We start from the raw sequence: 25,249 nt of genomic DNA, 5'->3' as shown, positions 1-25,249 counted from the left end.
GCTAAATTCAGTGTCCAACGGTCAGCAGCTCACGAATTTCAAAGAGTTCGCGGCGAAGGTGCAACAACTGCGACAGGTCGACGGTCTGCGCGGTCGCTGCGGGCCCAGGTTCGTCCTGCACGGCGGCGTCGAACTCTTCCTGTCCGATCTCGATCGCCTCCAGGCCCTCGAGCGGCACTTCACCCGCCTTGCGGCGGTCGCGCTCGCCCTGCGTGAGTTCCTGCAGTTTGTTGCGCGCACCACTGATGGTGAAGCCCTGGTCGTAGAGCAGGTCACGGATGCGGCGGATCATCAGCACTTCGTGGTGCTGGTAGTAGCGCCGGTTGCCGCGCCGCTTCATCGGACGCAGCTGCGTGAACTCCTGCTCCCAATAGCGCAGCACGTGCGGCTTCACACCGCAGAGTTCGCCGACCTCACCGATGGTGAAGTAGCGTTTGACTGGAATCGGCGGGAGCGCTTTCTCCATTATTTCCATTGAAATCAAGACTGTGCGCGGGAAACCTCATAGATTACTCTACGCGGCCGCACAGCACCAAGCACTATTCCGCGCCCAGGCTCCACTCGACTTCGGAAGTGCCGTCTTGCGGCTCGATGCTGCCCTGGATCTGCTCCTTGAGCTTCGCGCTCGCATGGAAGGTGGCCACGCGGCGCTCGCCGATCGGAATGGCTTCGCCGGTGCGCGGGTTGCGGCCGGGACGCGGCGCCTTCACGCGGATCTGAAAGTTGCCGAAGCCCGAGATCTTCACGTCCGTGCCTTCGATCAGGCTGCCGGCGACGAGCTCGAAGAACGCCTCCACCATGTCTTTCGACTCACGCTTGTTCAGGCCGATCTGCTCGAACAGCAGGTCGGCCAGGTGCGCCTTGGTGAGCGCCGGCGTTTCGAGGGCTTCGAGCGTGAATTCGGCGGCGTTCATCTTCATCCTCTCAAGCGGCCGCCCAGGGTGGCGCCCAGTTGTTCGACGATTGCACGGACTGCAGGCTCGACCTGTTCGTCCGTCAGCGTGGCGGCATCACTCTGGAAGGTCAGGCGCACGGCCATGCTCTTTTCGCCCGGTGCCAACGCACCCGGCGCAGCAACTGCGCCGTCGCGCAACGGCTGCGGACGGTAGATGTCGAACAGCGTGGCATCGCGCAGCAGGCCCGAGGCGGACGCACCCGCGCGGATGGCCTGCATCAGCGCGTCGTGCGACACCGTTTCGGCCACGACGACCGCGATGTCGCGCTCGACCGCCTGGAGCTTGGGCACCGGCTGTGCCACGGGCACGGGCCGCGCCGTGACGGCGTCGAGGTCGAGTTCGAACAGCACCGGCGCCTGGGTGAAGTCCCACTTCTGGCGCCAGCGCGGATGCAGTTCGCCGATGAAGCCGACGGCCTGGCCATCCAGCAGCACGCGGGCCGAGCGGCCGGGGTGCAACGCGGGGTGCTCGGCCGCTTCGAAGGTCGGCACGCGCGGCGCGAGCAGCGCTTCGACGTCGCCCTTGACGTCGTAGAAGTCGGCGCGCTGCGGCTTGCCGTCCCAGCGCGACGCTTCGGCATCGCCCCAGGCGAGGCCGGCCACGCGCATGGGCTGGTTCACACCGCGCACGGTGCTGTCGGTAGTGACGACGCTGTCGTCGCGCAGGAACACGCGGCCCAGCTCGAACACACGCACGCGCGGGGCCTTGCGATCGAGGTTGAACTTGAGCACCTGCAGCAGCGAACCGAGCAGCGACGAGCGCATCACGCTCATCTGGCTGGCGATGGGGTTCAGCAACTTGACCGGGTTGGCATTGCCCGCGAGGTCCTGCTCCCAGTGCGCTTCGACGAAGCTGAAGTTGATGGTTTCCTGGTAACCCAGCGCTGCGATGCTGCGACGCACCGCGAAGCGGCTGCGTTGCGCTTCGGGACGCACTCGGGCTGTGATGGGCGCGAGCGGCGCGGTGGTCGGCAGGTTGTTGAAGCCGATCAGGCGCGCCACTTCTTCGATCAGGTCTTCTTCGATCAGCAGGTCGAAGCGGTGCGGCGGCGGCGTAACGGTCAACGTGCCTTCGCCTTCGGTGATCGCGAAGCCGAGGCGATGGAGCGCGTCGGCGCATTGCGCCTGCGTCAGCGGCATGCCGATGACACGCGCGGCGCGGGCCACGCGCAGCGTGACGGGCGCGGCTTCGGGCAGGCGCAAGGTCTGGTCGTCCATCTTGCCGGCTTCACCGCCGCAGATCTCGACGATCAGCTGCGTGATGCGCTCGATGATCTGCACCGTGCGGCTCGGGTCGACACCGCGTTCGTAGCGATGACCGGCGTCGGTCGAGAAGTTGAAGCGGCGCGAACGGCCTTGCACGGCCTCGGGCCACCAGAAGGCGGCCTCGACGTAGATGTTGCGCGTGTCGTCGGACACCGAGGTGGCGTCGCCGCCCATGATGCCGGCGAGCGATTCGACTTCGCGGTCGTCGGCAATCACACCGACTTTTTCGTCGACGGTGATCGTCGTTCCGTTGAGCAGCTTGAGCTGTTCGCCCGCCTTGCCCCAGCGCACCGTGAGGCCGCCGTGGATCTTGTCGAGGTCGAAGATGTGGCTGGGCTGGCCGTACTCGAACATCACGTAGTTCGAGATGTCGACCAGCGGCGTCACGCTGCGCTGGCCGCAGCGCGCGAGGCGCTCGACCATCCAGGCCGGCGTCGCGACCTTGGTGTTCACGCCGCGCACGATGCGGCCGGAGAAACGACCGCACAGGTCGGGCGCCTCGACCTTGACGGGCAGCACATCGGAGAACGACGTGGCCACGGGCGCGATGGCCGGCGTCTTCAGCGGTGCGCCGGTGAGCGCGGCGAGTTCGCGCGCCACGCCGTACACGCTCAGGCCGTGCGCCAGGTTGGGCGTGAGCTTGAGGGTGAGCAGTGCGTCATCGAGCTTGAGCACATCGCGCACATCGGCGCCGATGGGCGCATTCGCGTCGAGTTCGAGCAGGCCACCGTGGTCTTCGCTCAGGCCGAGTTCACGCGCCGAGCACAGCATGCCCTCGCTCTCGACGCCGCGCAGCTTGCCCAGCTTGATGAGGAAGGGCTTGCCGTCTTCACCCGGCGGCAGTTCGGCGCCGACGAGGGCGCACGGCACCTTGATGCCGACGCGCGCATTGGGCGCACCGCACACGATGTTCAGCAAGGCGCCCTGCCCCACGTCGACCTGGCACACGCGCAGGCGATCGGCATTCGGGTGCTGCTCGGCTTCCTTGATTTCGCCGACCACGATGCGCGTGAAAGGCGGCGCCACCGGACGGCGCTCTTCGACCTCGAAGCCGCCCATGGTGAGCGTTTCGGCCAGTGCGGCGCTGTCGAGGGGCGGGTTGCAGAACTCGCGCAGCCAGGATTCCGGGAATTGCATCTCTTCGATCTCGATCTGTTTTTCTGGTTTGGAAAGGGCGTGTCAGTGAATCACTGGAACTGCGAGAGAAAACGCAGGTCGCCGTCGAAGAAGAGGCGCAGGTCGTTCACGCCGTAGCGCAGCATGGTGAGCCGGTCGGGGCCCATGCCGAAGGCGAAGCCGATGTAGCGCTCAGGGTCGAGGCCCATGTTGCGCACCACGTTCGGGTGCACCTGGCCCGAGCCGGCGACTTCGAGCCAGCGGCCGGCCAGCGGGCCGCTCGCGAACTGGATGTCGATCTCGGCGCTCGGCTCGGTGAACGGGAAGAAGCTCGGGCGGAAGCGCAGCACGAGGTCGTCGCGCTCGAAGAAGGTGCGGCAGAAGTCGGTGAAAACGACCTTCAGGTCCTTGAAGCTGACGTTCTCGCCGAGCCACAGGCCTTCGCACTGGTGGAACATGGGCGAGTGCGTGGCGTCGCTGTCGACGCGGTAGGTGCGGCCCGGTGCGATCACGCGGATCTCGGGCGCCTTCACGGTGCCGGTGGTGCCGGCGGCAGCAGCGGCGAACTCGGCCGCGTACTTCTTGGTGTGCTGGTGGGCGTAGCGCACCTGCATCGGGCTGGTGTGCGGACGCAGGTTGTAGGGAATGCCGTCGTCGCCCTTGAGGTCGACGTAGAAGGTGTCCTGCATCGAACGCGCCGGGTGGTTCGGCGGGTTGTTGAGCGAGGTGAAGCTATGCCAGTCGCTCTCGATCTCGGGGCCGTCGGCGACGTCGAAGCCCATGCTCGAGAAGATCTCTTCGATGCGCTCCAGCGTGCGGCTCACGGGGTGCAGTCCGCCACCGGCGCGGTGGCGGCCGGGCAGGCTCACGTCGAGCGCTTCGGCGCGCAGCTGCAGCGAGAGTTCTTCGTCGGCGAGTTGCTGGCGGCGGTCGGTCAGTGCGGCCTCGATGGCCTGCTTGCCGACGTTGATTGCGGCGCCGCGGGACTTCTTCTCTTCGACACTCAGCGCGGCCATGCCCTTCATCAGCTCGGTGATGCGGCCCGACTTGCCGAGGAACTGGGCCTTGGCGTTTTCGAGCTCTGCGGGCGTTTTCGCTTCGGCGAAGGCGGCGCGTGCGGTGTCGACCAGTGAGTCCAACTCGTTCATAGCAACAAAAATCTTCGAGGGGAAATAAAAAAGAGCTGGAGCCTTTTCAAGCGCCAGCCCTTGAGCCGTGGGCGCAAGAAGCCGTCCGGAGACGGCGACCTGCTGTGCAAAATCAAGCAGCCAGCTTGGCCTTGACCTGCTCCACGATGCCGGCAAAAGCGGCCTTGTCGTGCACGGCGATGTCCGCAAGCATCTTGCGGTCGATCTCGATACCGGCCTTGCGGATGCCATTGGCGAACTGGCTGTAGGTCAGGCCCAGTTCACGCGAGGCGGCGTTGATACGCGCAATCCACAGCTGACGGAACACGCGCTTCTTGGTACGACGGTCACGGTAGGCGTATTGCCCAGCCTTCATCACCGCCTGTTTGGCGACGCGGAAGACATTACCGCGGCGACCGCGGAAACCCTTGGCAAGTGCGAGAACTTTTTTGTGGCGGGCGCGAGCCGTTACACCACGTTTGACGCGAGGCATGTGTTTACTCCTTGTTCGTCTGAATTAAATGCCACGGCCGGGCAGCATGGCGGCGACAGAAACCATGTTGGTTTCATGCACTGCGACTGCACCACGGAGGTGACGCTTGTTCTTGGTGGTCTTCTTCGTCAAGATGTGACGCTTGAAGGCTTGACCGCGCTTGACGGTGCCACCGGGACGAACGCGGAAACGTTTTTTCGCGCTGCTCTTGGTCTTCATTTTGGGCATATGAATGCTCCTTTAGTTTGTGCTCGTGAGGCGCCGCGGATACTCCACGGACTTGTTGGCCCCGAGACACTTCTTTATCTCGCCCCCGCCTGCACTTCTTTCGAAATGCGGGCCAGGGCGAAATCCCTTCAAAACACGTCTACTGCAAACGCCTCAGGCGGTTGCCGTGGGCGCTGCTGCCGGCGCAGCATCTGCTGCCGGCTTCGGCGCCGCGCTGCCAACCTTCTTGCGGCCCGGAGCGATCATCATGATCATCTGACGGCCTTCCAGCTTCGGAAACTGCTCGACCATGATCGTATCGCCCAGTTCATCGCGAATGCGCTGCAAGAGTGCCAGACCGAGCTCCTGGTGCGTGATCTCGCGGCCGCGGAAGCGCAGCGTGATCTTGCATTTGTCGCCCTCTTCAAGAAAGCGCTTGATGTTGCGCATCTTGATGTTGTAGTCGCCATCGTCGGTACCGGGCCGGAACTTGATTTCCTTGACCTCGATGACCTTCTGCTTCGACTTCGCCTCGGCTGCCTTCTTCTGCTCGTGGTACTTGAACTTTCCGTACTCGATCAGGCGGCACACGGGCGGATTGGCCGCAGCAACGACCTCCACCAGATCCACGTCGGCCTCACCCGCAAGGCGCAAGGCTTCGGAAAGGCTCATGACACCCAATGGCTCGTTTTCCGGGCCGACCAGGCGGACTTCCGGGGCCATGATTTCCCGGTTCAGGCGGTGTTGGCGTTCCTCGCGGTGGCGGCGGTCGCGAAATGCAGTAGCGATGGTCAGAATCCTTCAAAGTTTGCTACAAAATCTGTAGCGATCGCCGCTCAGTCTTCGCGGACAGGCGGCACGAATTGGCAAAGAAACATATGGGGTGTTTCAGAGACAAATCAACGCTTGTCAGCAACGTCCTGGACGAGCCGTTGCACGAACGATTCGAGGGACATTGCACCGAGGTCTTGATTGCCCCGGGCGCGCACTGCGACGGCACTTGCTTCCTTTTCCTTGTCACCCACGACGAGGATGTAAGGGAGCTTTTGCAACGAATGCTTCCGTATTTTATACGTAATCTTTTCGTTGTGCAGATCAAGCTGAACTCTAAGCCCTTGATTTTGCAGCGTTTTCGCAACTTGCGCAGCGTAATCGGCCTGCCCTTCACTGATATTGAGCACCGCCACCTGCACCGGAGCGAGCCATGCGGGCATGGCGCCGGAGTGGTGTTCGATGAGCATGCCGATGAAGCGCTCGAGGCTGCCGACGATGGCGCGGTGCAGCATCACCGGGTGGGCGCGGCCACTCGATTCCGTGACGTACTCGCCACCCAGGCGCTCGGCCGTGTTGAAGTCGACCTGCATCGTGCCGCACTGCCACTGGCGGCCGATGGCGTCGCGCAGCGTGTACTCGATCTTCGGGCCGTAAAAGGCGCCATCGCCGGGCGAGATGATGAAGTCGACGCCCGAACGGCGCAGCGATTCCATCACCGCGTGCTCGGCCTTGTCCCACAGCTCGTCGGAACCGACGCGGTTTTCAGGCCGCGTCGCGACCTTGTAGAGGATGTCCGTGAAGCCGAAGTCGGCATACACCTTCTGCAGCTGCGCCGTGTAGGCGATGCATTCATCGAGGATCTGGTCTTCCGTGCAGAAGATGTGGCCGTCGTCCTGCGTGAAGCCGCGCACACGCATGATGCCGTGCAGCGCACCGCTGGGCTCGTTGCGATGGCACTGGCCGAACTCGCCGTAGCGCAGCGGCAGGTCGCGGTAGCTGCGCAGGTCACTCTTGAAGATCAGCACGTGGCCCGGGCAGTTCATCGGCTTCAGCGCGTACTCGCGCTTTTCCGACTCCGTCGTGAACATGTTGTCGCGGTAGTTCTGCCAGTGGCCCGTCTTCTCCCACAGGCTCTTGTCGAGAATCTGCGGGCCCTTCACTTCCCAGTAGCCCGTGTCGCGGTAGATGCCGCGCATGTACTGCTCGACCTGCTGCCAAAGCGCCCAGCCCTTCGGGTGCCAGAACACCACGCCCGGTGCCACTTCGTCGATGTGGAACAGGTCGAGTTCCTTGCCCAGCTTGCGATGGTCGCGCTTCTCGGCTTCCTCGATGCGCTGGATGTACTGGTCGAGCTGCTTCTTGTCGGCCCAGGCCGTGCCGTAGATGCGCTGCAGCTGCTCGTTCTTGGCGTCGCCGCGCCAGTAGGCGCCGGCCAGCTTCGTGAGCTTGAAGACCTTCAGGAAGCGCGTGTTCGGCACGTGCGGGCCGCGGCACATGTCGACGTATTCCTGGTGGTAGTACAGGCCCATAGCCTGCTCGTCGGGCATGTCTTCGACCAGGCGCAGCTTGTAGTCTTCGCCGCGCGACTTGAAGACCTCGATGACTTCCGCGCGCGGCGTCATCTTCTTGACCACGTCGTAGTCCTGCGCGATCAGCTCGCGCATGCGCGCCTCGATCGCGGCCATGTCTTCTGGCGTGAACGGGCGCTCGAACGAGATGTCGTAGTAGAAGCCTTCGTCGATCACGGGCCCGATCACCATCTTGGCCGTCGGGTACAGCTGCTTGACCGCATGGCCGACCAGGTGGGCCGTCGAGTGGCGGATGATCTCCAGGCCCTCGTCGTCCTTGGGCGTGATGATCTGGAGCTTGGCGTCACGGTCGATGACGTCGCTGGCATCGACGAGCTTGCCGTCGATCTTGCCGGCCACCGTCATCTTGGCAAGGCCGGGGCCGATGGACTGGGCCACTTCGGCCACCGAAACCGGGCCGGGGAACTCGCGGCGCGAGTTGTCGGGGAGCGTGATCTGGATCATGTGAAAACCTCGGGGAGAAAAACAAAAAAGCGCGGTGGATGCCGCGCTTTGCTTGGTTGGTGCGCTGGAAAAACCAGCGAGCGCGGGGCTACCGGCCCTTTCCTTCGAAGAAGAAAAAGCCGCTGAATCCTTGCGGGGTAGTTCGCGGTGTCATAACCAAGGTGCCTTTCTCGCTCTTGTTGAGTGCAGAGTCGGCGATTCTAGCCGCTGCCTGTGCGGGCCGTGGGGCCGCGCCCATTCGTCGAAACGCCCACGAAAAAGCCCGGCACGGGGCCGGGCTCGGGGGCGACAGCGCAGCGCGCCGTCACTCAGCGATCAGCGAAGGCAGCTCAGTGGAACTGCTCTTCTTCGGTCGAACCGGTCAGCGCCTTCACGCTGGACGAGCCGCCCTGGATCACGGTGGTCACGTCGTCGAAGTAGCCGGCGCCAACTTCCTGCTGGTGCGACACGAAGGTGTAGCCCTTGTCGCGTGCGGCGAACTCGGGTTCCTGCACCATGTTCACGTAGTGCTTCATGCCTTCGCCGCGGGCGTAGGCGTGGGCAAACTGGAAGGTGTTGAACCAGTTGATGTGGATGCCGGCCAGCGTGATGAACTGGTACTTGTAGCCCAGCTCCGACAGGTCTTCCTGGAACGAAGCGATCTGCTTGTCGTCCAGGTTCTTCTTCCAGTTGAACGACGGCGAGCAGTTGTACGACAGCAGCTTGCCGGGGCAGGCCGCGTGCACGGCTTGCGCGAATTCACGGGCGAAGCCGATGTCCGGCACGCCGGTTTCGCACCACACCAGGTCGGCGTACGGGGCGTAGGCGACGCCGCGGCTGATGGCTTGCTCCAGGCCGTTCTTGACGCGGTAGAAGCCTTCTTGCGTGCGCTCGCCCGTCAGGAAAGGCTTGTCGTTGGCGTCGTGGTCGGACGTGATCAGGTTCGCGGCTTCCGCGTCGGTGCGGGCCAGAACGATGGTCGACACGCCCATGACGTCGGCGGCGAAACGCGCCGAGATCAGCTTCTCGCAGGCTTCCTGCGTCGGCACGAGCACCTTGCCACCCATGTGGCCGCACTTCTTCACAGCGGCCAGTTGGTCTTCGAAGTGCACGCCGGCAGCGCCCGACGCGATCATGTTCTTCATCAGCTCGAAAGCGTTCAGCACGCCGCCGAAGCCGGCTTCAGCGTCGGCCACGACCGGCAGGAAGTAGTCGATGAACTCCTTGTCGCCCGGGTTGATGCCGCGGCCCCACTGGATTTCGTCAGCGCGCTTGAAGGTGTTGTTGATGCGACGGACCATCGTCGGCACCGAGTCGTAGGCGTACAGCGACTGGTCGGGGTACATCGTTTCCGAGGTGTTGCCGTCGGCGGCGACTTGCCAGCCCGACAGGTACACGGCTTCCAGGCCGGCCTTGGCTTGCTGCATGGCTTGACCAGCGGAGATCGCGCCGAAGGCGTTCACGTAGCCCTTCTTGGCACCGCCGTTGATCTTGGCCCAGAGCTTTTCAGCGCCGCGCTTGGCCAGCGTGTGCTCGATGGGGAGCGAACCGCGCAGGCGAACCACGTCGGCGGCGCTGTAGCCGCGCTTCACGCCCTTCCAGCGCGGGTTGGTGGCCCAGTCCTTTTCGAGGGCGGCAATTTGCTGTTCGCGGCTCAGTTGTTCGTTCAGGGTCTGGGGCATGGTCACTCCGTGAGGTTGATTGAAGGTTGGCGTTGCGGCCGTGGGGTTACTGTAATCCCATTGCAGACTCTTATGTCTTATAGAAGACATATTTTTGAACTAACAAAATCAACAACTTACAGAGATATTTCTCAATGAGAAATTATTTTTCTCATATTGAGAAAAAATATTGCGGCGCAGCAGTCCAAATTTTCGCGATGCGGAATCACTCTTTCGGTTGTGAAAACGAACGCGCTTTTGCTGCGATTGCCGCCGCGTGCGCGATCCAGTCGCCGCTGTCGATCACGCGACGGCCCGCGATGCGCGTCGGATGGATCTCGTAGACCAGGCACTCGACCGATTGCGCGCCCACCGCCACGCGCACGCTGCGCCGGATGTACTCGCCCGAATCGTCGTCGGCCACTTCCTCGAGCCGGTCGAGTTCGCGCTCGACCTCCGGCGCGATGCGATAGACCTCGCCCTTCACGCGTCCGGCGCCACCGAGCACCACGCCCGGGTACGCGCCCAGGTCGTACAGCGTGCCGGCAATGACGGCCTCGCCGACGAAGACCGGCGCTGGCCGGTAGCGCGCGATGTCGTTGCGCCCGCCGCGCCGCAGCGTGCCGTAGACAAGAACGTGGGGCATCATCGAATCCATCCGATCATCAACCAGCACCCAGTCTATTGAACCCCGCCGCTTCCACCTCCGGCCGCCTCGTGGCCTACGGCTGCCTGGCCTTGAGCATGTCGCTCGTCGGCATCTACGTCGCCCTCTCCAAGCCACTGGTGGCGGCCTTCCCGGTGCTGCTGCTGGCCTGGCTGCGCTTCGGCATCGCGGCCCTCGCGATGCCGCACTGGCTCCAGCCCACGCCCGACGAGCCGCCCATGAGCGCACGCACGCGCGGGCTCGTCTTCCTCGAGTCCTTCCTCGGCAACTTCCTGTTCTCGATCTGCATGCTGTTCGGCGTGAGCCTCACGAGCGCCGTGTCGGCGGGCGTGATCATGGCGTCGATCCCCGCCGTGGTCGCGGTGGCGAGCTGGCTCTTCCTGCGCGAACGCATCACAGCGCGCATCGGCCTGGCCGTCGGCTGCGCTGCAATCGGCATCGGCCTGCTCGCATTCACGCCGACGCATGCGCCGGCCACCACCGGCAGTGGGGTCGGCGCACCGTCGATGCCCTGGCTGGGCAACCTGCTCGTGTTCTGCGCGGTGCTCTGCGAGGCCGCCTACGCGGTGATCGGCAAGTCGCTCACCGGCAAGCTGGGGCCCAAGCGCATCGCCTCGCTCATCAACCTGTGGGGCTTCGTGCTGTCGATGCCCTTCGGCATCTGGTTCGCGCTGCAGTTCGACTTCACCGCCGTGCGCTTCGGCACCTGGGCGCTGCTCGTGGCCTACGCACTGGCCGCCAGCATCTGGACGGTGTGGCTGTGGATGACCGGACTTCGCCACGTACCAGCGGCACAAGCGGGTGTCTTCACTGTCTTGCTGCCTGTCAGCGCGGCCCTCGTGGGCGTGCTCGTGCTCGGGGAAAACCTCACTCCGCCACAGCTGCTTGCGTTCGCGACCGCCCTCGTGGGCGTGGTGCTGGCGACGTGGCCGGGGCGACGAACGTGAACAACGCCCCTTCTCCCCTCTGAAAAAACAACAGCTCCCAATGAAAAAAGCGCTTTTTCCCTTGGAAACGCGTTTTTTCTCATTTAGCATCCGCATTGCCACTGGAGACGCAAGTTTTTCATTGGTGAACGTTCAACCAAAAAAGGAAATCAACCATGGCAACTGCAAAGAAAGCTCCGGCAAAGAAAGCCGCTCCCGCAAAGAAGGCTGCGGCTCCTGCAAAGAAGGCCGCTCCGGCCAAGAAGGCTGCGGCGCCCGCAAAGAAGGCTGCTGCTCCTGCAAAGAAGGCTGCCGCTCCTGCGAAGAAGGCTGCTGCTCCGGCAAAGAAGGCTGCGCCTGCAAAGAAGGCCGCTCCCGCCAAGAAGCGCACCCCCAACGCTGCGTTCATGAAGGCCCTGACCCCCAGCCCGGCACTCGCCGCTGTGGTCGGTTCGACGCCTCTGCCGCGCACCGCTGTGGTCAGCAAGCTGTGGGACTACATCAAGAAGAACAACCTGCAAGACAAGGCCAACAAGCGCAACATCAACGCCGACGCCAAGCTGAAGGAAATCTTCGGCAAGGCCCAGGTTTCGATGTTCGAACTGGCTGCGCTGATTGGCAAGCACGTCAAGTAAGCGTTCGGGGGCCTCGTGCTCCTGAGTCAAAAAGCCCGCTTCATGCGGGCTTTTTTTTCGCCTGCGGCAAGCCGCCACCCGCCTCGAAGAAGCGCGCGGGCGTGCAGCCGAAGTGCTTGCGGAAGGCCTCGATGAAGGCGCTCACCGAGCTGTAGCCCACCGTCAGCGCCACGGCCGTCACCGACTCGCCCAGGCTCAGCAGCTCCACCCCCTTGAGCAAGCGCGCCTGCTGGCGCCACTGCGCGAAGCTCCATCCCGTCTCTGCAGCGAAGCGTCGCGTGAGCGTGCGACGGGCCATGCCGATGCGATCGGCCCAGTCGTCGATGCCGTCGGCCAACGCCGGATCGTTCGCCAGTGCGCTTGCCATCGCCACCAGCCGCGGGTCCTGCGGCATCGGCAGGTGCAGCGACTCGCGCCCACCGGCCGCCAGCTCGTCGATCAGCACACCCACCAGTCGCGCGCGGCGAAGCTCCAGCAGCGCATCGGATGCCTCCAGCGACATCAGCCGCGCCACCAGCTCCCGCACCAGCGGCGTGGCGGCAAAGACATGCGGTCCGCCCGGCAGCGCCGCCGCAGCCGATGCATCGATGTGCAGGCTCCACCCCGACGTGGCACCGAAGCTCTGCGCGGCATGGGCGCAGCGCGGTGCGATCCACCCGATCCATCCCGGCGGCTGCACCCAGCGGCCTGCGGGCGTCTCGATGACCTGCAGGCCCTCGCGCAGCGCGAACAGCTGGCCCGTCTCGTGCGCGTGGTAGCCGGTGACGCGCGGCGTTTCGTGCGCGTAGCGCCAGAGCGTCGCGGGCGATTCAACCGCCATGGCTGCTGGCCCGCGGGCGGTATCGATTGGCCCCGCACCGCAAGCCGGGCGCCACTCTGCTGCCTAGCATTGGACACATCTCCACCAAGGAACCGCCATGAAACCCCAAGACATCATTCCCGACGGACAGGACTTCACCGTCATCGACGGCCACACCGTGCGCAAGGGCTCGGTCGGCGCCTTCCTCGCGAATGCGCGCGTGCTCGAAGACGTCAACGCGCCAGCCGACGCACGCCGCATCGCCCGCGACGACCTGCTGTCGCTCGTCCCCACGCTCGACGCGCTGGGCCTGTTCGACGTCTTCGAACTGCGCTCGCCCGCGCTGCGCGACGAGGTGGCCCGCCATCGCGCGACGCTCAGCCCAGCGCCTGCTGCTTCGCCGCGCGCGTGATCGACGCCAGCGTGCCGCGCGTGGTGATCACTTCGGGGTCGAGCGGGATCTCGATCAGCGTGCCCGTGTCGGCCGCCAGCGCGCGCAGCAGCGCGGCTTCGAACTGCGCCGTCTCGGTGACGCACTCGGCCGCGTAGCCATACGCGCGCGCCAGCCCGCAGAAGTCCGGGTTGCGCAGCGCGGTGCCGCTGGTGCGTTCGGGGTACTCGCGCTCCTGGTGCATGCGGATCGTGCCGAACATGCCGTTGTTGAGCAGCACGACGATGCTCTTGCCGCCGTGCTGCGAGGCCGTCGCCAGCTCCTGCCCGTTCATCAGGAAGTCGCCGTCGCCCGCGATGGTGAAGGCCACGCGCCCGGTCGCGATGCTCGCCGCGATGCCGGCCGGCACGCCGTAGCCCATCGCGCCGCTGGTCGGCGCCAGCTGCGTCTTCGCGCCCTTGGCGAGCCCGTGGTAGCGGAAGTAGCGATGCACCCAGCTCGCGAAGTTGCCGGCGCCGTTGGTGATCGCCGCATCTGCCGGCAGGTGCTTCTGCAGCAGCGCCACCACGGCCGCCATGTCGACCGCGCCGCGCGGTGTTTCGGCCGGCATGCCGGCGAGCGCCTGCGGCTCGAGCCAGGCTTCGTAGTCCGCATGCAGCTGCTCCGCCCAGTCTTCCCACGGCAGCGAAGGCGGGGCGCTCAGCACCTCGAGGCTGCGCGCTGCGGCGCTCATGCCGGCGTTGATCGCCAGGTCCGCCTGGTAGACGCGGTTCAGTTCCTCGGCGCTCGCGTGGATGTGCACCAGCGTCTGCTTCGCCTTCGGCGCTTCGAGCAGCGTGTAGCCGCCGGTCGTCATCTCGCCCAGTCGCGGGCCGATGGCCAGGACCAGGTCGGCGTCCTTCACGTGCTGCGCGAGCTTCGGGTTGATGGCGATGCCGACGTCGCCCGCGTACAGCGGATGGTGGTTGTCGAAGGTGTCCTGGAAGCGGAAGGCGTTCGCCACCGGCAGGCGCCAGTTCTCAGCAAAGCGCTGCAGCGCCTGGGCGGCCTGCGTCGTCCAGCCACCGCCGCCAGCAATCACCAGCGGGCGCTGCGACTTCAGCAGCAACTCGCGCAGCGTGCGCAACGCGCCGGGGTCGCTCCACGGCTGGACCGCCTCCACGCGCGCCAGCGGCCGCGCGGCCGTCTCGGTGCGCAGCATGTCTTCGGGCAGCACCAGCACGACCGGGCCCGGCCGACCGTTCATGGCAGTGGAGAAAGCACGCGCGATGTACTCGGGAATGCGGTCGGCATCGTCGATGCGCTCGACGCGCTTGGCAAAACCCTTGGTGCTCGGACCGAAGAAGCTGGCGTAGTCCACTTCCTGGAAGGCCTCGCGGTCGCGGAAGTCGCTGCCGACGTCACCGACGAACAGCACCATCGGCGTCGAATCCTGGAACGCGTTGTGCACGCCGATCGACGCATTGGTCGCGCCCGGCCCGCGGGTCACGAAGCACACGCCCGGTCGCCCGGTGAGCTTGCCGTGCGCCTCGGCCATGAAGGCCGCGCCGCCCTCCTGCCGGTTCACCACGAAACGTGCGCGGTCGCCGTACGCATGAAAGCCGTCGAGCACCGCCAGGAAACTCTCGCCCGGCACACCGAAGGCGACCTGCATGCCTTGTTCGACCAGGCACTCGACGATCAGGTGGCCGGCGGGTTGTGATGTACTCATGAAGATTCGAACCTCAGTTGCAAATGTCTCCGGCAATTATGTGCGCCCGCCTTCCACGCCTTGTCTTAATTCCCCAATTGGTTAAATTCGCGTCATGAAGGCCCCCAAGGACTCTTTGCCCGAAACGCTCGAGCCGCGCTCGCGCGACGCCGACCGCTCGCAGCTGGCCATCCTCGCGTCGGCGCGCGACGAGTTCGCCGCGCGCGGCCTCGCCGGTGCGCGCATGGACAGCATCGCCGAGCGCGCAGGCCTGAACAAGCGCCTCATCTACTACTACTTCGGCAGCAAGGACGACCTGTTCCTGGCCGTGCTGGAGCGCGTGTACGCCGACATTCGCGCCGCCGAACAGCGCCTGCACCTGGACGAGATCGAGCCCGTCGAAGCCATCCGCCAGCTGGTGTCGTTCACGTGGCACTACTACCTGGAGCACCCCGAGTTCATCACGCTGCTCAACAGCGAGAACCTGCACGGCGCCTCGCACCTGAAGCGCTCCGACCGCATCCAGGAGATGAACTCGCCGCTGGTGCAGCTGCTCGCCACCGTGCTGGAGCGCGGCAAGAAAGACGACCTGTTCCGCGCAGGTGTCGACCCGGTGCAGCTGTACATCTCCATCGCGTCGCTGTGCTACTTCTACCTCTCGAACAACCACACGCTGTCGGCCATCTTCGGGCGTGACCTGCGTGCCCCCAAGGCGATGGCGCAACGCCTCTCGCACATGACCGACCTCGTGCTGGGCTACGTCCTGCACTGACCTGACCCGACCATCCGGCGCGCGCCGCGCTGCGGGCGCGCCCATCCCTCTCCCTCGCTCTCCGGGTAATCACTAGGCAGCCGCCGTTGACGCTGCGGCGCAGCCGTTCCTAAAATCGCTAATTCACTCATTGGTGAATTGACCGATCCCAGAATGCGGCCCGACCCGCGCGGAGACACACCTTGAAGCCCCTTGCCAGCACTGCACGCACCACCGTCCTTGCCTCGCTGACCTGCATCGCCGCCCTGCTGCCGGGCCTCGCTGCAGCGCAGAACGGCTACCCCACCAAGCCGATCCGCGTGATCGTTCCTTTCGCTGCCGGCAGCACGACGGACATCATTGCCCGCGCCATCGCCGACAAGATGAGCCTCAGCATGGGCCAGACGCTGGTCATCGACAACCGCGGCGGCGCCAGCGGCACCATCGGCCAGCAGGCGGTGGCCACGGCCGCGCCCGACGGCTACACGGTGATGATCCATTCGTCGTCGCACACGGTCAGCCCTTCCACCTTCGCCAAGCTGCCCTTCGACACGCTGCACGACTTCGCGGGCATCACGCCCATTTCGTCGCTGCCCAACGCGTTGGTCATCTCGCCCAGCAAGAACATCAAGACCCTGCCGCAGCTGTTGGCCGCCGCGCGCGCCAAGCCCGGCAGCATGAACTTCGCCTCGGCCGGCCAGGGCAGCGCCACGCACCTGAACGCCGAGAAGTTCAAGATGGCCGCGAAGATCGACGCGACCAACATCCCGTTCAAGGGATCGGGCGAAGCCGTCACCGAAGTGCTGTCGGGCCGCGTCGACTACTACTTCTCGCCCATCGCGCCCGTCATCGGCCAGATCAAGGACGGCCAGTTGCTCGCACTGGCCGTGGGCTCGCCCAAGCGCGCTGCCGCCCTGCCCGACGCGCCCACCACCACCGAGGCCGGCGTGCCCGGCTCCGAGTTCAACTTCTGGATCGGCATGATGGCGCCCGCCAAGACGCCGCGCGACGTCGTCAACCGCCTGCACGACGAAGTGGTCAAGGCGCTGGCCACGCCCGAGGTGAAGGAGCGCTTCCTCAAGCTGGGCGCCGACGCCTGGACGCTCAAGCCGGAGCAGTTCGATGCCTACATCAAGGACGAGATCGCCAGCAACGCACAGCTCGTGAAGGCGGCCGGCCTGTCGGTCCAGCCGTAGTCCGACACAAGAGGCTGCCGTCGTCATCGCCATGTTTCGCACGCTCCTGCTCTCCCCGGCCCTGCGCCCGTTCTTCCTGATCCTGTTGCTGCTGGTGCTGTGGGACCTGACGATCCGCCTCTTCAAGATTCCGGCCTACCTCATTCCCCCGCCGTGGGAGGTCGTGAAGCAGCTCGTGGCCGAATGGCCGCGCCTGCTCGCCGAAGCCTGGAAGACCACGCTCGCCACGCTCGGCGGCTTCGGGCTCACGATCGTCATCGGCATTCCGATCGCGATGGTCATCGCGTACTCGCGCCTCGTCGAGTCGTATGTGTACCCGCTGCTGGTGTTCTCGCAGAGCATCCCCAAGGTCGCGATTGCGCCGCTGTTCGTGGTGTGGTTCGGCTTCGGCATCCTGCCCAAGGTGATCAGCGCCTTCTTGCTGGGCTTCTTCCCGGTGGTGGTGTCGACGGTGATGGGCTTCAAGTCGGTCGAGCCCGACATGCTAGACCTGGCCCGCTCGATGGGCGCGAGCCGCTTGCAGACCTTCTTCAAGATCAGCCTGCCGCAAGCGCTGCCCGCGATCTTCAGCGGCCTGAAGGTGTCGGTCACGCTGGCTGTGGTGGGTGCAGTGGTCGGTGAATTTGTCGGTTCCAACTCGGGCATCGGCTACGTGCTGCAGGTGGCCAACGGCAACTTCGACCTGCCCTTGATGTTCGCCGCGCTCGTCGTGCTGTCGAGCATCGGCGTCATTCTTTTCGTCGCCGTCGACCTGGTCGAGCGCGTGATGATTCCGTGGCATGCCTCGCAGCGCCACGTGCAATGAGTTCCTTCGCCATACCTAGAAAACTCCCGGAGACAACGCCATGAAGAAACTGCTGCTTCCCTCGCTGCTCGCCGCAGCCGCGCTCGCCACCTTCGCCATCGCCCCCGCCCACGCGCAGGGCGACAAGCCGAAGGACAAGGTCACGCTGATGCTCAACTGGTACCTGTACAGCGAGCACGCGCCCTTCTTCCTGGGCAAGGAGAAAGGCTTCTACGCCGAGGAAGGCATCGAACTCGACATCCAGGAAGGCCGCGGCTCCGCCGTCACCGCGCAGGCGGTGGCCGCCAAGTCGGCGACCTTCGGCTACATCGACGTCACCACGATGATCAAGGCTGCTGCCAAGGGCGCGCCGCTCAAGTCGACCGGCGTGCTGTTCCAGGTGAGCCCGATGTCGGTCATGGGCTTCAGCGAGAAGAACATCAAGACGCCCAAAGACATCATCGGCAAGACCGTGGCCGTGACGCCCGGCGACTCGATGTCGCAGATGTGGCCGCTGTTCCTCAAGGTCAACAACATCAAGGCCGACCAGGTGAAGATCGTCTCGGGCGACGGCCAGACCAAGCTCAATGCCGTGACCAACGGCCAGGCCGATCTGCTGCTGGGCTACGTGATGGACCAGGCCATCAAGCTGCAGGACGCCACCGGCAAGCCCGTGACGCCGATCCGCTTTGCCGACTCGGGCGTGAACCAGATCAGCTCCGGGATCATCACCAACAAGAACCTGCTGACCGAAAACCCCGACCTCGTGAAGCGCTTCATGCGCGCCTCCACCAAGGCCGCCGAAGCCGCCGAGAAGAGCCCCGAAGCCGCGGTCGACGCGATGCTCAAGGCCAACCCGAAGGCCGGCGTGCGCGACACGCTCATCGTCGGCATGAAGCAGAGCGTGGCGCTGTATCACACGAAGGACACAGCCAACCAACGGCCGTTCCGCGTGGCGATGAAGAACGTGAACGACTCACTGGACCTGCTGGTGCAGTACGGCGGCATGGATGCGTCCACGCGCGGCAAGCCCGAGGACTACGTGACGCTCGACTTCCTGCCGAACTGATTCCCTGTCCTGCACGCGCTCGCTGTTGTCACCTTTCACGCACCCCATGTCCCAAGTCAACCTGATAGAAGCGCGCGGCGTCTCGAAGACCTACCAAAGCAAGGACGGCCCGGTCGAGTCGCTCAAGCCACTGGACTTCGCCATCGAGGAAGGTGAGTTCGTCTCCGTCGTCGGCCCCTCGGGCTGCGGCAAGAGCACGCTGCTCAAGATGGTCGCGGGGCTGCTGCCCATCAGCGGCGGCGAGCTCACGCTGGCCGGCAAGCCGATCAACGGGCCGCAGAAGGACGTGGGCATCGTGTTCCAGAGCGCCGTGCTGCTGCCCTGGCGCAGCGTGGAAGACAACATCCTGCTGCAGGCCGAAATGCGTCATCTGCCCAAGGCCGCCTCACAGACCCGGGCACGCGAGCTCATGGAAATGGCCGGCCTCAAGGGCTTCGAGGGCAAGTACCCGTGGCAGCTGTCGGGCGGCATGCAGCAACGCGCTTCGATCTGCCGCGCGCTGCTGCACGACCCGTCGGTGCTGCTCATGGACGAGCCCTTCGGCGCGCTCGACGCGATGACGCGCGAGAAGATGAACCTCGAACTGCAGCGCATCTGGATGGCCTCGAAGAAGACCGTGATGCTCATCACCCACAGCATCCCCGAGGCGATCTTTCTCTCGGACCGCGTGATCGTGATGAGCGAGCGCCCCGGCTCGATCGCCGCCGTCTACGACATCGACCTGCCGCGCCCCCGCACGCTGGACATGATGGCCTCGCCCGAGTTCGGCCAGTACACGAAGCTGGTGCGCGCGCATTTCTTCTCGCAGGGCATCCTGGACCACTGAAGCGGCCATGACCGACGCGCCCCGTTTCCACATCGAAGAGATCCGCTTTTCCGAGCGCGACGTGGCCCTGCGCCTGCCGTTCCGCTTCGGCGCCGCCACCGTCACGGCCTGCCCGCAGGTCTACGTGCGGGCGCGCATCCGTTTCGAGAACGGCGGCACGGCCGAGGGCTGCGCCGCCGAGATGATGGTGCCCAAGTGGTTCGACAAGAACCCGGCCCTCACCAACGAGCAGAACTTCGAGCAGCTGCGCTTTGCGCTGCGCGATGCACGTGACGCGTACGTCGGCGAAGACGACGCGCAGACCGCATGGACGCACTTCGCCTCCAACTACGCCGCGCTGCAGACCCGCGCGAAGGCCAAGGGTTTGCAAGCGCTGGTGGCGAGCTACGGCCCCGCGCTGATCGACCGCGCCGTGATGGACGCGCTGTGCCTGCACACCGGCACCAGCTTCGCAACGGCCATGAGCGCCAACCTCTGCGGCATCGACATCGCAGGCAGCGGCCTCGCCGACGACCTCGCGGGCTTCGACATGCCCGCGTTCCTCGCCCGCCAATCGCCGCGCAACAGCATCGCCGCACGCCACACCATCGGCCTGGCCGATGCGATCGACGACGGCGACGCGCTGCCCGACGCACCGACAGACGGCCTGCCCACCACCCTCGCTGCGGCCGTGAAGCGCTACGGCCTCACCCACTTCAAGCTCAAGCTCTGCGGCAACACCGCGCAGGACATCGACCGGCTCCAGCGCATCGCCCGCGTGATCGACGGCCACGCGCAGCTCGTGACGCTCGATGGCAACGAGCAGTACGCCGATGCCGACGACTTCGCCGTCTTCCTCGACCGCATGCTGTCGACGCCCGTGCTGTGGAAGCTCGCGCAGAAGACGGTCTTCGTCGAGCAGCCGATCCGCCGCGATGCCGCGCTGGAGCGCAGCGTGTCGGCGCTGGGCAAGCGCATTCCGCTGCTGATCGATGAATCCGACGCCGCGCTCGACGCCTTCGTGCAGGCGCGCGCGCTCGGCTACACAGGCGTATCGAGCAAGAGCTGCAAGGGCTTCTACAAGTCGGTCGTCAACGCGGCACGCTGCGCGCACTGGAATGCGGCAGAAGACAAGCCGCGCTACTTCCTCTCCGGCGAAGACCTGACCATGCAGGCCGGCATCGGCGTGCAGCAGGACCTGGCGCTCGTCGGCTGGCTCGGCCTGTCGCATGTCGAGCGCAACGGCCACCACTACGTCAACGGCCTCGCGGCCGTGCCCGAGGCCGAGCAGCAGGCGCTGTCGCAGCTGCACCCCGGCCTCTACAAAACCAGCGACGGCGCCACGCGCCTCGCCCTGCGCGACGGACAGTTGTCCCTGTCCTCGCTCGCCACCGCGCCCGGTTTTGCCACCGGCAAACCCGGCGCCGGCATCTCGTGGGACGCCATGCGTTCCGTCTACTGAAGCACTCCTCTCGCATCCCAAGGAAGAAAACGATGGCCACCCAACGTCTCGGAATCATCATGCACGGCGTCACCGGCCGCATGGGCATGAACCAGCACCTGATCCGCTCCATCTGCGCGATCCGCGCGCAAGGCGGCGTCACGCTGTCGAACGGCGACAAGGTCATGCCCGACCCGATCCTCATCGGCCGCAACGCCGAGAAGATGGAAGCGCTCGCCAAGACCCACAACATCGCACGCTGGGGCACCGACCTCGACAAGGCGCTCGAGAACAAGGACGACACGATCTTCTTCGACGCCGGCACCACGCAGATGCGCCCCACGCTGCTGGCCAAGGCCATCCGCGCCGGCAAGCACGTGTACTGCGAGAAGCCGATCGCCACCAACCTCAATGAAGCCGTCGAAATCGCGCGCCTGGCCGAAGGCTCGGGCCTGAAGCACGGCGCGGTGCAGGACAAGCTCTTCCTGCCCGGCCTGCGCAAGCTCGACATGCTGCGCCGCGCGGGCTTCTTCGGCCGCATGCTCAGCGTGCGCCTGGAGTTCGGCTACTGGGTGTTCGAGGGCGACCTGCAACCGATCCAACGCCCGAGCTGGAACTACCGCAAGGAAGACGGCGGCGGGATGATCCTGGACATGATGTGCCACTGGCGCTATGTGCTGGACAACCTGTTCGGCGAGGTGAAGTCGGTGTCGTGCATCGGTGCCACGCACATCCCCACGCGCTGGGACGAAGCCGGCAAGCCGTACGAAGCCACCGCCGACGACGCGGCCTACGCCACCTGCGAACTGACGGGCCACAACGGCGAACCGGTGATCGCGCAGATCAACATGAGCTGGGCCACGCGCGTGCGCCGCGACGACCTCGTGACCTTCCACGTCGACGGCACCGACGGCTCGGCCGTGGCCGGCCTGTCGAGCTGCCGCGCCCAGTCGCGCGTCGCCACGCCGCGCCCGGTGTGGAACCCCGACGAGAAGCAGATGATGAATTTCTTCGACCAGTGGCAGGAGATTCCGGATTCGCAGGTCTACGACAACGGCTTCAAGATCCAGTGGGAGCATTTCATTCGCCACGTGGTCGAGAACGAGCCCTACAAGTGGACGCTGCCCGAAGGCGCCAAGGGCGTGCAGCTGGTCGAGGCCGCGCTCGAGTCGTGGCAAGACCGCCGCTGGGTCGACGTGCCCGCGCTGAAGGTCTGACGAAGCACACGCCATGGCACTGTCGCTGACCCTCCCCACCGCGAGCGGCACGCTCGCACCCTACGCCCTGCGCGGCACCGCGCCGGTGAAGCCCGAAGCGGGCGTCAAGTTCAACCGCATCGCCTACTCAGCCGCGCACGTCGTGGCCGACCCGCTCGCGGCCGTCGACCCGTGGCTGCAGGCCGCGGTCGACTGGGACACCACCATCGCCTACCGCCGCCACCTGTTCTCGCTCGGCCTGGGCGTGGCCGAGGCCATGGACACCGCGCAGCGCGGTATGGGCCTCGATTGGCCCACGTCGCTCGAACTGATCCGCCGCTCGCTCGACGCCGCGAAAGATGTGCCCGGTGCACTGGTCGCCTCGGGCTGCGGCACCGATCACCTGAACCTCGACGACGTGAAGAGCGTCGACGACGTGATCCGCGGCTACGAAGAACAGATGGCCGCCATCGAAGCGCTCGGCGGCAAGCTGATCGTGATGGCCAGCCGCGCGCTGGCCCGCGTGGCGAAGAGCCCTGCCGATTACGAGCGCGTGTACGACCGCATCCTCAGCCAGGCAAAGCAGCCTGTGGTGCTGCACTGGCTGGGCGACATGTTCGACCCGGCGCTGGCGGGCTACTGGGGCACGAAGGACGTCGATGCGGCCATGGACACCGCCGTGGGCATTATCGCGGCGCATCCGGACAAGGTCGACGGCATCAAGATTTCGCTGCTCGACAAGGACAAAGAAATCGCCATGCGCCGCCGCCTGCCGAAGGGCGTGCGCATGTACACGGGCGACGACTTCAACTACGCCGAGCTCATCGCCGGCGACGGCTTCGGCGACGAGCCGACGCATGGCAAGAGCGATGCGCTGCTGGGCATCTTCGACGCCATCGCGCCTGCCGCGAGTGCTGCGCTCGGTGCCCTGGCGCAAGGCAACACCGAGAAGTTTCACGCGATCCTCGGCCCCACGGTGCCGCTGTCGCGCCACATCTTCGCGGCGCCCACGCGCTTCTACAAGACGGGCGTGGTGTTCATGGCCTGGCTCAACGGCCACCAGAAGCACTTCACGATGGTGGGCGGCCAGCAGAGCACGCGTTCGCTGCAGCACTTCGCGGAACTGTTCCGTCTCGCGGATGCGGCCAATCTGCTGGAGCAGCCCGAACTCGCGGTGCGCCGCATGAAGACCTTGCTGGCGCTGCACGGCGTGGAAGGCTGAGCGACCTCATGCGCGATTTCTCGCAGAACCACGACTGGCTGTCGATCAACACGGCGACCATCCGCAAGCAGTCGGGCGCCGAGGTGCCGCTCGACCGCCTCATCGACCAGTGCGCCGAACGCGGCATCCGCGCCATCAGCCCGTGGCGCGACCAGGTCGCGGCCGTCGGGCTCGACAAGGTGGCGAAGCAGCTGAAGGCGCACGGCATCGGCCTCTCGGGCTACTGCCGCGGCGGCTTCTTCCCCGCGCCTGATGCGGCAGGACTGAAGGCCGCGCTCGACGACAACCGCCGCGCCATCGACGAAGCCAAGACGCTCGAGGCGCCCTGCCTCGTGCTCGTCGTCGGGGCGCTCCCCGGCGCGCTCGAGGGCAAGGCGGCGTACACCGACATCGCCCGCGCACGCAGCGAGGTGCGCGACGGCATCGCCACATCGCTCGAATACGCCCGCGAAGTCGGCATGCCGCTCGCCATCGAGCCGCTGCATCCGATGCAGGCGGCCGACCGCGCCTGCATCAACACGCTTGAACACGCGCTCGACCTGTGCGACGAACTCGACGCGGGCAAGACCGGCATGCTCGGCGTGGCGCTGGACATCTATCACGTGTGGTGGGACCCGAAGCTGCAGCAGCAGATCGCCCGCGCCGGCCGCGAACGGCTGCTGGCGTACCACGTCTGCGACTGGCTCACGCCGACGCGCGACCTGCTCTCTGATCGCGGGATGATGGGTGACGGGGTCGTCGAGTTGAAGAAGATTCGCGGTTGGGTCGAGGACGCGGGCTTTGCGGGGTTCAGCGAGGTCGAGATCTTCTCGAACCTCGACTGGTGGCAGCGCCCCGGCGCCGAGACGCTCGACGTCTGCATCGAACGACACCGCAGCGCGGTCTGATCGATCCTGCCGAAGCGAAAGGCAGCCGCTTGTGCTGCAATCCGCCCCATGGCTGACCCGACCCTCGACGACCTGCGCCGCTACGCCGTCGCGCGCACCCTCTTCACGCCCACGACGCTCCCCGCCGCGATCCGCAAGCTCGGCTTTGTGCAGGCCGACCCGATCCGCGCGCCGGCGCGGGCGCAAGACCTCACGCTGCGCCACCGCGTGAAGGACTACCGTGCGGGCGATCTCGAAAGCCGCTACGCGCGGCTGGCGATCGAAGAAGACTGCCTCGTCAACTACGGCTTCCTGCCGCGCGAGCACCTCGCGCTGATGCATCCGCGCCAAGCCAAGCAGGCCTGGGACGCCGACACGCGCCGCAAGGCCACCGACGTGCTGGCCTATGTGCGCGAGCACGGGCCGGTGCATCCGCGCCAGGTCGAGCAGCACTTTGCGCATGGCCGCATCCAGAACTACTGGGGCGGCTCCAGCAACGCCACCACGCACCTGCTCGACGGCATGCACTACCGCGGCCTGCTGCGCGTGGTGCGACGCGACAGCGGCACGCGGGTCTATGAAGCGGTGAACCATCTGCCCGCCGACGACAGCCCCGCCGGGCGCGCGCAGCGTGCGGCGGCGCTCATCGAACTGGTGGTGCGCAAGTACGCGCCGCTGCCGGCCACGAGCCTGACGTACCTCGTGCGCCTGCTCGGCTACGGCGCCCCGCACCTTGCCGCGCAGACGCAGGCGGCGCTGCGGCTGGCGCGCGAGGAGCTGGCCAGTTGCCGCATCGACGGCACCATCTGGTACTGGCCCGGCGACGAGAACCCCGCCTCGCGCCGCCATGCGCCCGACGATGCGGTGCGCCTGCTCGCGCCCTTCGACCCGGTGGTGTGGGACCGCCGCCGCTTCGAGCTGCTGTGGGGCTGGACGTACAAGTTCGAGGCCTACACGCCCGCGCCGAAACGGCAGTTCGGCTACTACGCGTTGCCGATGCTGTGGCACGACCGCGTGATCGGCTGGGCCAACGTGAGCGCGCCTGAAGGTCGGTTGCAACCTACCTTCGGCTACGCCGATGCGAAGAAGCCGCACGGCGCGGCCTTCCGCGCGGGCCTCGACGACGAACTGCACCGCATGACGCAGTTCCTCGCCGGCCGCTGACGCGGCCTTTTATAATCGCCCGCCTCAGCCAGCCGC

At 65.8% G+C, this 25,249-nt stretch carries 25 protein-coding genes; 13 read left to right on the top strand and 12 right to left on the bottom strand.

The window, feature by feature from the left end; translation table 11 throughout:
• Window positions 1–7: 7 nt before the first annotated feature.
• From CY658_RS09000 to CY658_RS08955, 10 genes are all read right to left on the bottom strand, one after another.
• The gene (locus CY658_RS09000; protein ID WP_101489779.1) at window positions 8–466 is read right to left on the bottom strand and encodes a MerR family transcriptional regulator; all 459 of its coding nucleotides are present in this window, start codon (window positions 464–466) and stop codon (window positions 8–10) included.
• A 73-nt stretch (window positions 467–539) separates the two neighbouring features.
• A complete protein-coding gene (locus CY658_RS08995) occupies window positions 540–914 on the bottom strand; it encodes an integration host factor subunit alpha (RefSeq protein ID WP_101490294.1) in 375 nt (124 codons plus the stop codon).
• Between the two features lie 2 nt (window positions 915–916).
• Window positions 917–3,358 carry a phenylalanine--tRNA ligase subunit beta gene (pheT, locus tag CY658_RS08990; protein WP_101489778.1) on the bottom strand — a complete coding sequence of 814 codons (2,442 nt, stop codon included), beginning with the start codon at window positions 3,356–3,358 and terminating at the stop codon, window positions 917–919.
• A 50-nt stretch (window positions 3,359–3,408) separates the two neighbouring features.
• Complete coding sequence (gene pheS, locus CY658_RS08985; RefSeq protein WP_101489777.1) at window positions 3,409–4,485, bottom strand: phenylalanine--tRNA ligase subunit alpha; 1,077 nt, start codon at window positions 4,483–4,485, stop codon at window positions 3,409–3,411.
• Between the two features lie 112 nt (window positions 4,486–4,597).
• On the bottom strand, window positions 4,598–4,957 hold the full coding sequence (gene rplT / locus CY658_RS08980; RefSeq protein WP_007832499.1) for a 50S ribosomal protein L20: 360 nt from the start codon (window positions 4,955–4,957) through the stop codon (window positions 4,598–4,600).
• Window positions 4,958–4,981: 24 nt separating this feature from the next.
• Window positions 4,982–5,185, bottom strand: a complete 204-nt coding sequence (rpmI, locus tag CY658_RS08975) for a 50S ribosomal protein L35 (RefSeq protein WP_007832497.1) — start codon at window positions 5,183–5,185, stop codon at window positions 4,982–4,984.
• A 153-nt stretch (window positions 5,186–5,338) separates the two neighbouring features.
• Entirely contained in the window at window positions 5,339–5,962 is a 624-nt protein-coding gene (gene infC / locus CY658_RS08970) for a translation initiation factor IF-3 (protein ID WP_101489776.1), read from the bottom strand.
• Window positions 5,963–6,063: 101 nt separating this feature from the next.
• Window positions 6,064–7,971 carry a threonine--tRNA ligase gene (gene thrS / locus CY658_RS08965; protein ID WP_101489775.1) on the bottom strand — a complete coding sequence of 636 codons (1,908 nt, stop codon included), beginning with the start codon at window positions 7,969–7,971 and terminating at the stop codon, window positions 6,064–6,066.
• Window positions 7,972–8,300: 329 nt separating this feature from the next.
• On the bottom strand, window positions 8,301–9,632 hold the full coding sequence (aceA, locus tag CY658_RS08960) for an isocitrate lyase (RefSeq protein WP_101489774.1): 1,332 nt from the start codon (window positions 9,630–9,632) through the stop codon (window positions 8,301–8,303).
• Between the two features lie 205 nt (window positions 9,633–9,837).
• Window positions 9,838–10,260, bottom strand: coding sequence for a gamma-glutamylcyclotransferase family protein (locus tag CY658_RS08955; protein WP_101490293.1), 423 nt, complete (start codon window positions 10,258–10,260; stop codon window positions 9,838–9,840).
• 35 nt (window positions 10,261–10,295) lie between these two features.
• Here CY658_RS08955 and CY658_RS08950 point away from each other — a divergent pair, with 35 nt between their 5' ends.
• Together CY658_RS08950 and CY658_RS08945 are read left to right on the top strand one after the other, a co-directional pair.
• Window positions 10,296–11,225: a DMT family transporter gene (locus tag CY658_RS08950; RefSeq protein WP_101489773.1), complete on the top strand. Its 930-nt coding sequence runs from the start codon at window positions 10,296–10,298 to the stop codon at window positions 11,223–11,225.
• Window positions 11,226–11,380: 155 nt separating this feature from the next.
• Window positions 11,381–11,839, top strand: coding sequence for an SWIB/MDM2 domain-containing protein (locus CY658_RS08945; protein WP_099790873.1), 459 nt, complete (start codon window positions 11,381–11,383; stop codon window positions 11,837–11,839).
• A gap of 40 nt (window positions 11,840–11,879) precedes the next feature.
• On the opposite strand, the gene CY658_RS08940 is transcribed toward CY658_RS08945, so the two are convergent.
• Complete coding sequence (locus CY658_RS08940; RefSeq protein ID WP_101489772.1) at window positions 11,880–12,659, bottom strand: AraC family transcriptional regulator; 780 nt, start codon at window positions 12,657–12,659, stop codon at window positions 11,880–11,882.
• Window positions 12,660–12,756: 97 nt separating this feature from the next.
• On the opposite strand from CY658_RS08940, the gene CY658_RS08935 reads away from it, so the two are divergent.
• Complete coding sequence (locus tag CY658_RS08935; protein WP_101489771.1) at window positions 12,757–13,050, top strand: hypothetical protein; 294 nt, start codon at window positions 12,757–12,759, stop codon at window positions 13,048–13,050.
• On the opposite strand, the gene CY658_RS08930 is transcribed toward CY658_RS08935, so the two are convergent.
• The gene (locus tag CY658_RS08930) at window positions 13,016–14,740 is read right to left on the bottom strand and encodes a thiamine pyrophosphate-binding protein (protein ID WP_101489770.1); all 1,725 of its coding nucleotides are present in this window, start codon (window positions 14,738–14,740) and stop codon (window positions 13,016–13,018) included. The two genes, CY658_RS08935 and CY658_RS08930, sit on opposite strands and share 35 nt — an antisense overlap.
• A gap of 94 nt (window positions 14,741–14,834) precedes the next feature.
• Here CY658_RS08930 and CY658_RS08925 point away from each other — a divergent pair, with 94 nt between their 5' ends.
• The 10 genes from CY658_RS08925 to CY658_RS08880 all read left to right on the top strand — a co-directional run bounded on the left by CY658_RS08925 (window position 14,835) and on the right by CY658_RS08880 (window position 25,213).
• The gene (locus CY658_RS08925; protein ID WP_099790881.1) at window positions 14,835–15,491 is read left to right on the top strand and encodes a TetR/AcrR family transcriptional regulator; all 657 of its coding nucleotides are present in this window, start codon (window positions 14,835–14,837) and stop codon (window positions 15,489–15,491) included.
• Between the two features lie 182 nt (window positions 15,492–15,673).
• Window positions 15,674–16,666: a tripartite tricarboxylate transporter substrate binding protein gene (locus tag CY658_RS08920; RefSeq protein ID WP_101489769.1), complete on the top strand. Its 993-nt coding sequence runs from the start codon at window positions 15,674–15,676 to the stop codon at window positions 16,664–16,666.
• Window positions 16,667–16,697: 31 nt separating this feature from the next.
• Complete coding sequence (locus tag CY658_RS08915) at window positions 16,698–17,471, top strand: ABC transporter permease (RefSeq protein WP_101489768.1); 774 nt, start codon at window positions 16,698–16,700, stop codon at window positions 17,469–17,471.
• 40 nt (window positions 17,472–17,511) lie between these two features.
• Window positions 17,512–18,519 carry an ABC transporter substrate-binding protein gene (locus CY658_RS08910; RefSeq protein ID WP_101489767.1) on the top strand — a complete coding sequence of 336 codons (1,008 nt, stop codon included), beginning with the start codon at window positions 17,512–17,514 and terminating at the stop codon, window positions 18,517–18,519.
• Window positions 18,520–18,565: 46 nt separating this feature from the next.
• Window positions 18,566–19,345 carry an ABC transporter ATP-binding protein gene (locus CY658_RS08905; protein WP_101489766.1) on the top strand — a complete coding sequence of 260 codons (780 nt, stop codon included), beginning with the start codon at window positions 18,566–18,568 and terminating at the stop codon, window positions 19,343–19,345.
• Between the two features lie 7 nt (window positions 19,346–19,352).
• Entirely contained in the window at window positions 19,353–20,786 is a 1,434-nt protein-coding gene (locus CY658_RS08900; protein ID WP_101489765.1) for an enolase C-terminal domain-like protein, read from the top strand.
• A gap of 32 nt (window positions 20,787–20,818) precedes the next feature.
• Complete coding sequence (locus tag CY658_RS08895) at window positions 20,819–21,982, top strand: Gfo/Idh/MocA family protein (protein ID WP_101489764.1); 1,164 nt, start codon at window positions 20,819–20,821, stop codon at window positions 21,980–21,982.
• 13 nt (window positions 21,983–21,995) lie between these two features.
• The gene (locus CY658_RS08890) at window positions 21,996–23,183 is read left to right on the top strand and encodes a dihydrodipicolinate synthase family protein (RefSeq protein WP_101489763.1); all 1,188 of its coding nucleotides are present in this window, start codon (window positions 21,996–21,998) and stop codon (window positions 23,181–23,183) included.
• A gap of 8 nt (window positions 23,184–23,191) precedes the next feature.
• Complete coding sequence (locus CY658_RS08885) at window positions 23,192–24,070, top strand: sugar phosphate isomerase/epimerase family protein (protein WP_101489762.1); 879 nt, start codon at window positions 23,192–23,194, stop codon at window positions 24,068–24,070.
• A 48-nt stretch (window positions 24,071–24,118) separates the two neighbouring features.
• The gene (locus CY658_RS08880; RefSeq protein WP_101489761.1) at window positions 24,119–25,213 is read left to right on the top strand and encodes a DNA glycosylase AlkZ-like family protein; all 1,095 of its coding nucleotides are present in this window, start codon (window positions 24,119–24,121) and stop codon (window positions 25,211–25,213) included.
• Window positions 25,214–25,249 lie beyond the last annotated feature (36 nt).

Origin of the sequence: Variovorax sp. RO1, from assembly GCF_002849325.1 — a bacterium.
In the GTDB taxonomy this organism is placed as follows: Bacteria; Pseudomonadota; Gammaproteobacteria; order Burkholderiales; family Burkholderiaceae_C; genus Variovorax.
This window is presented reverse-complemented; position numbering and strand designations above follow the sequence as displayed.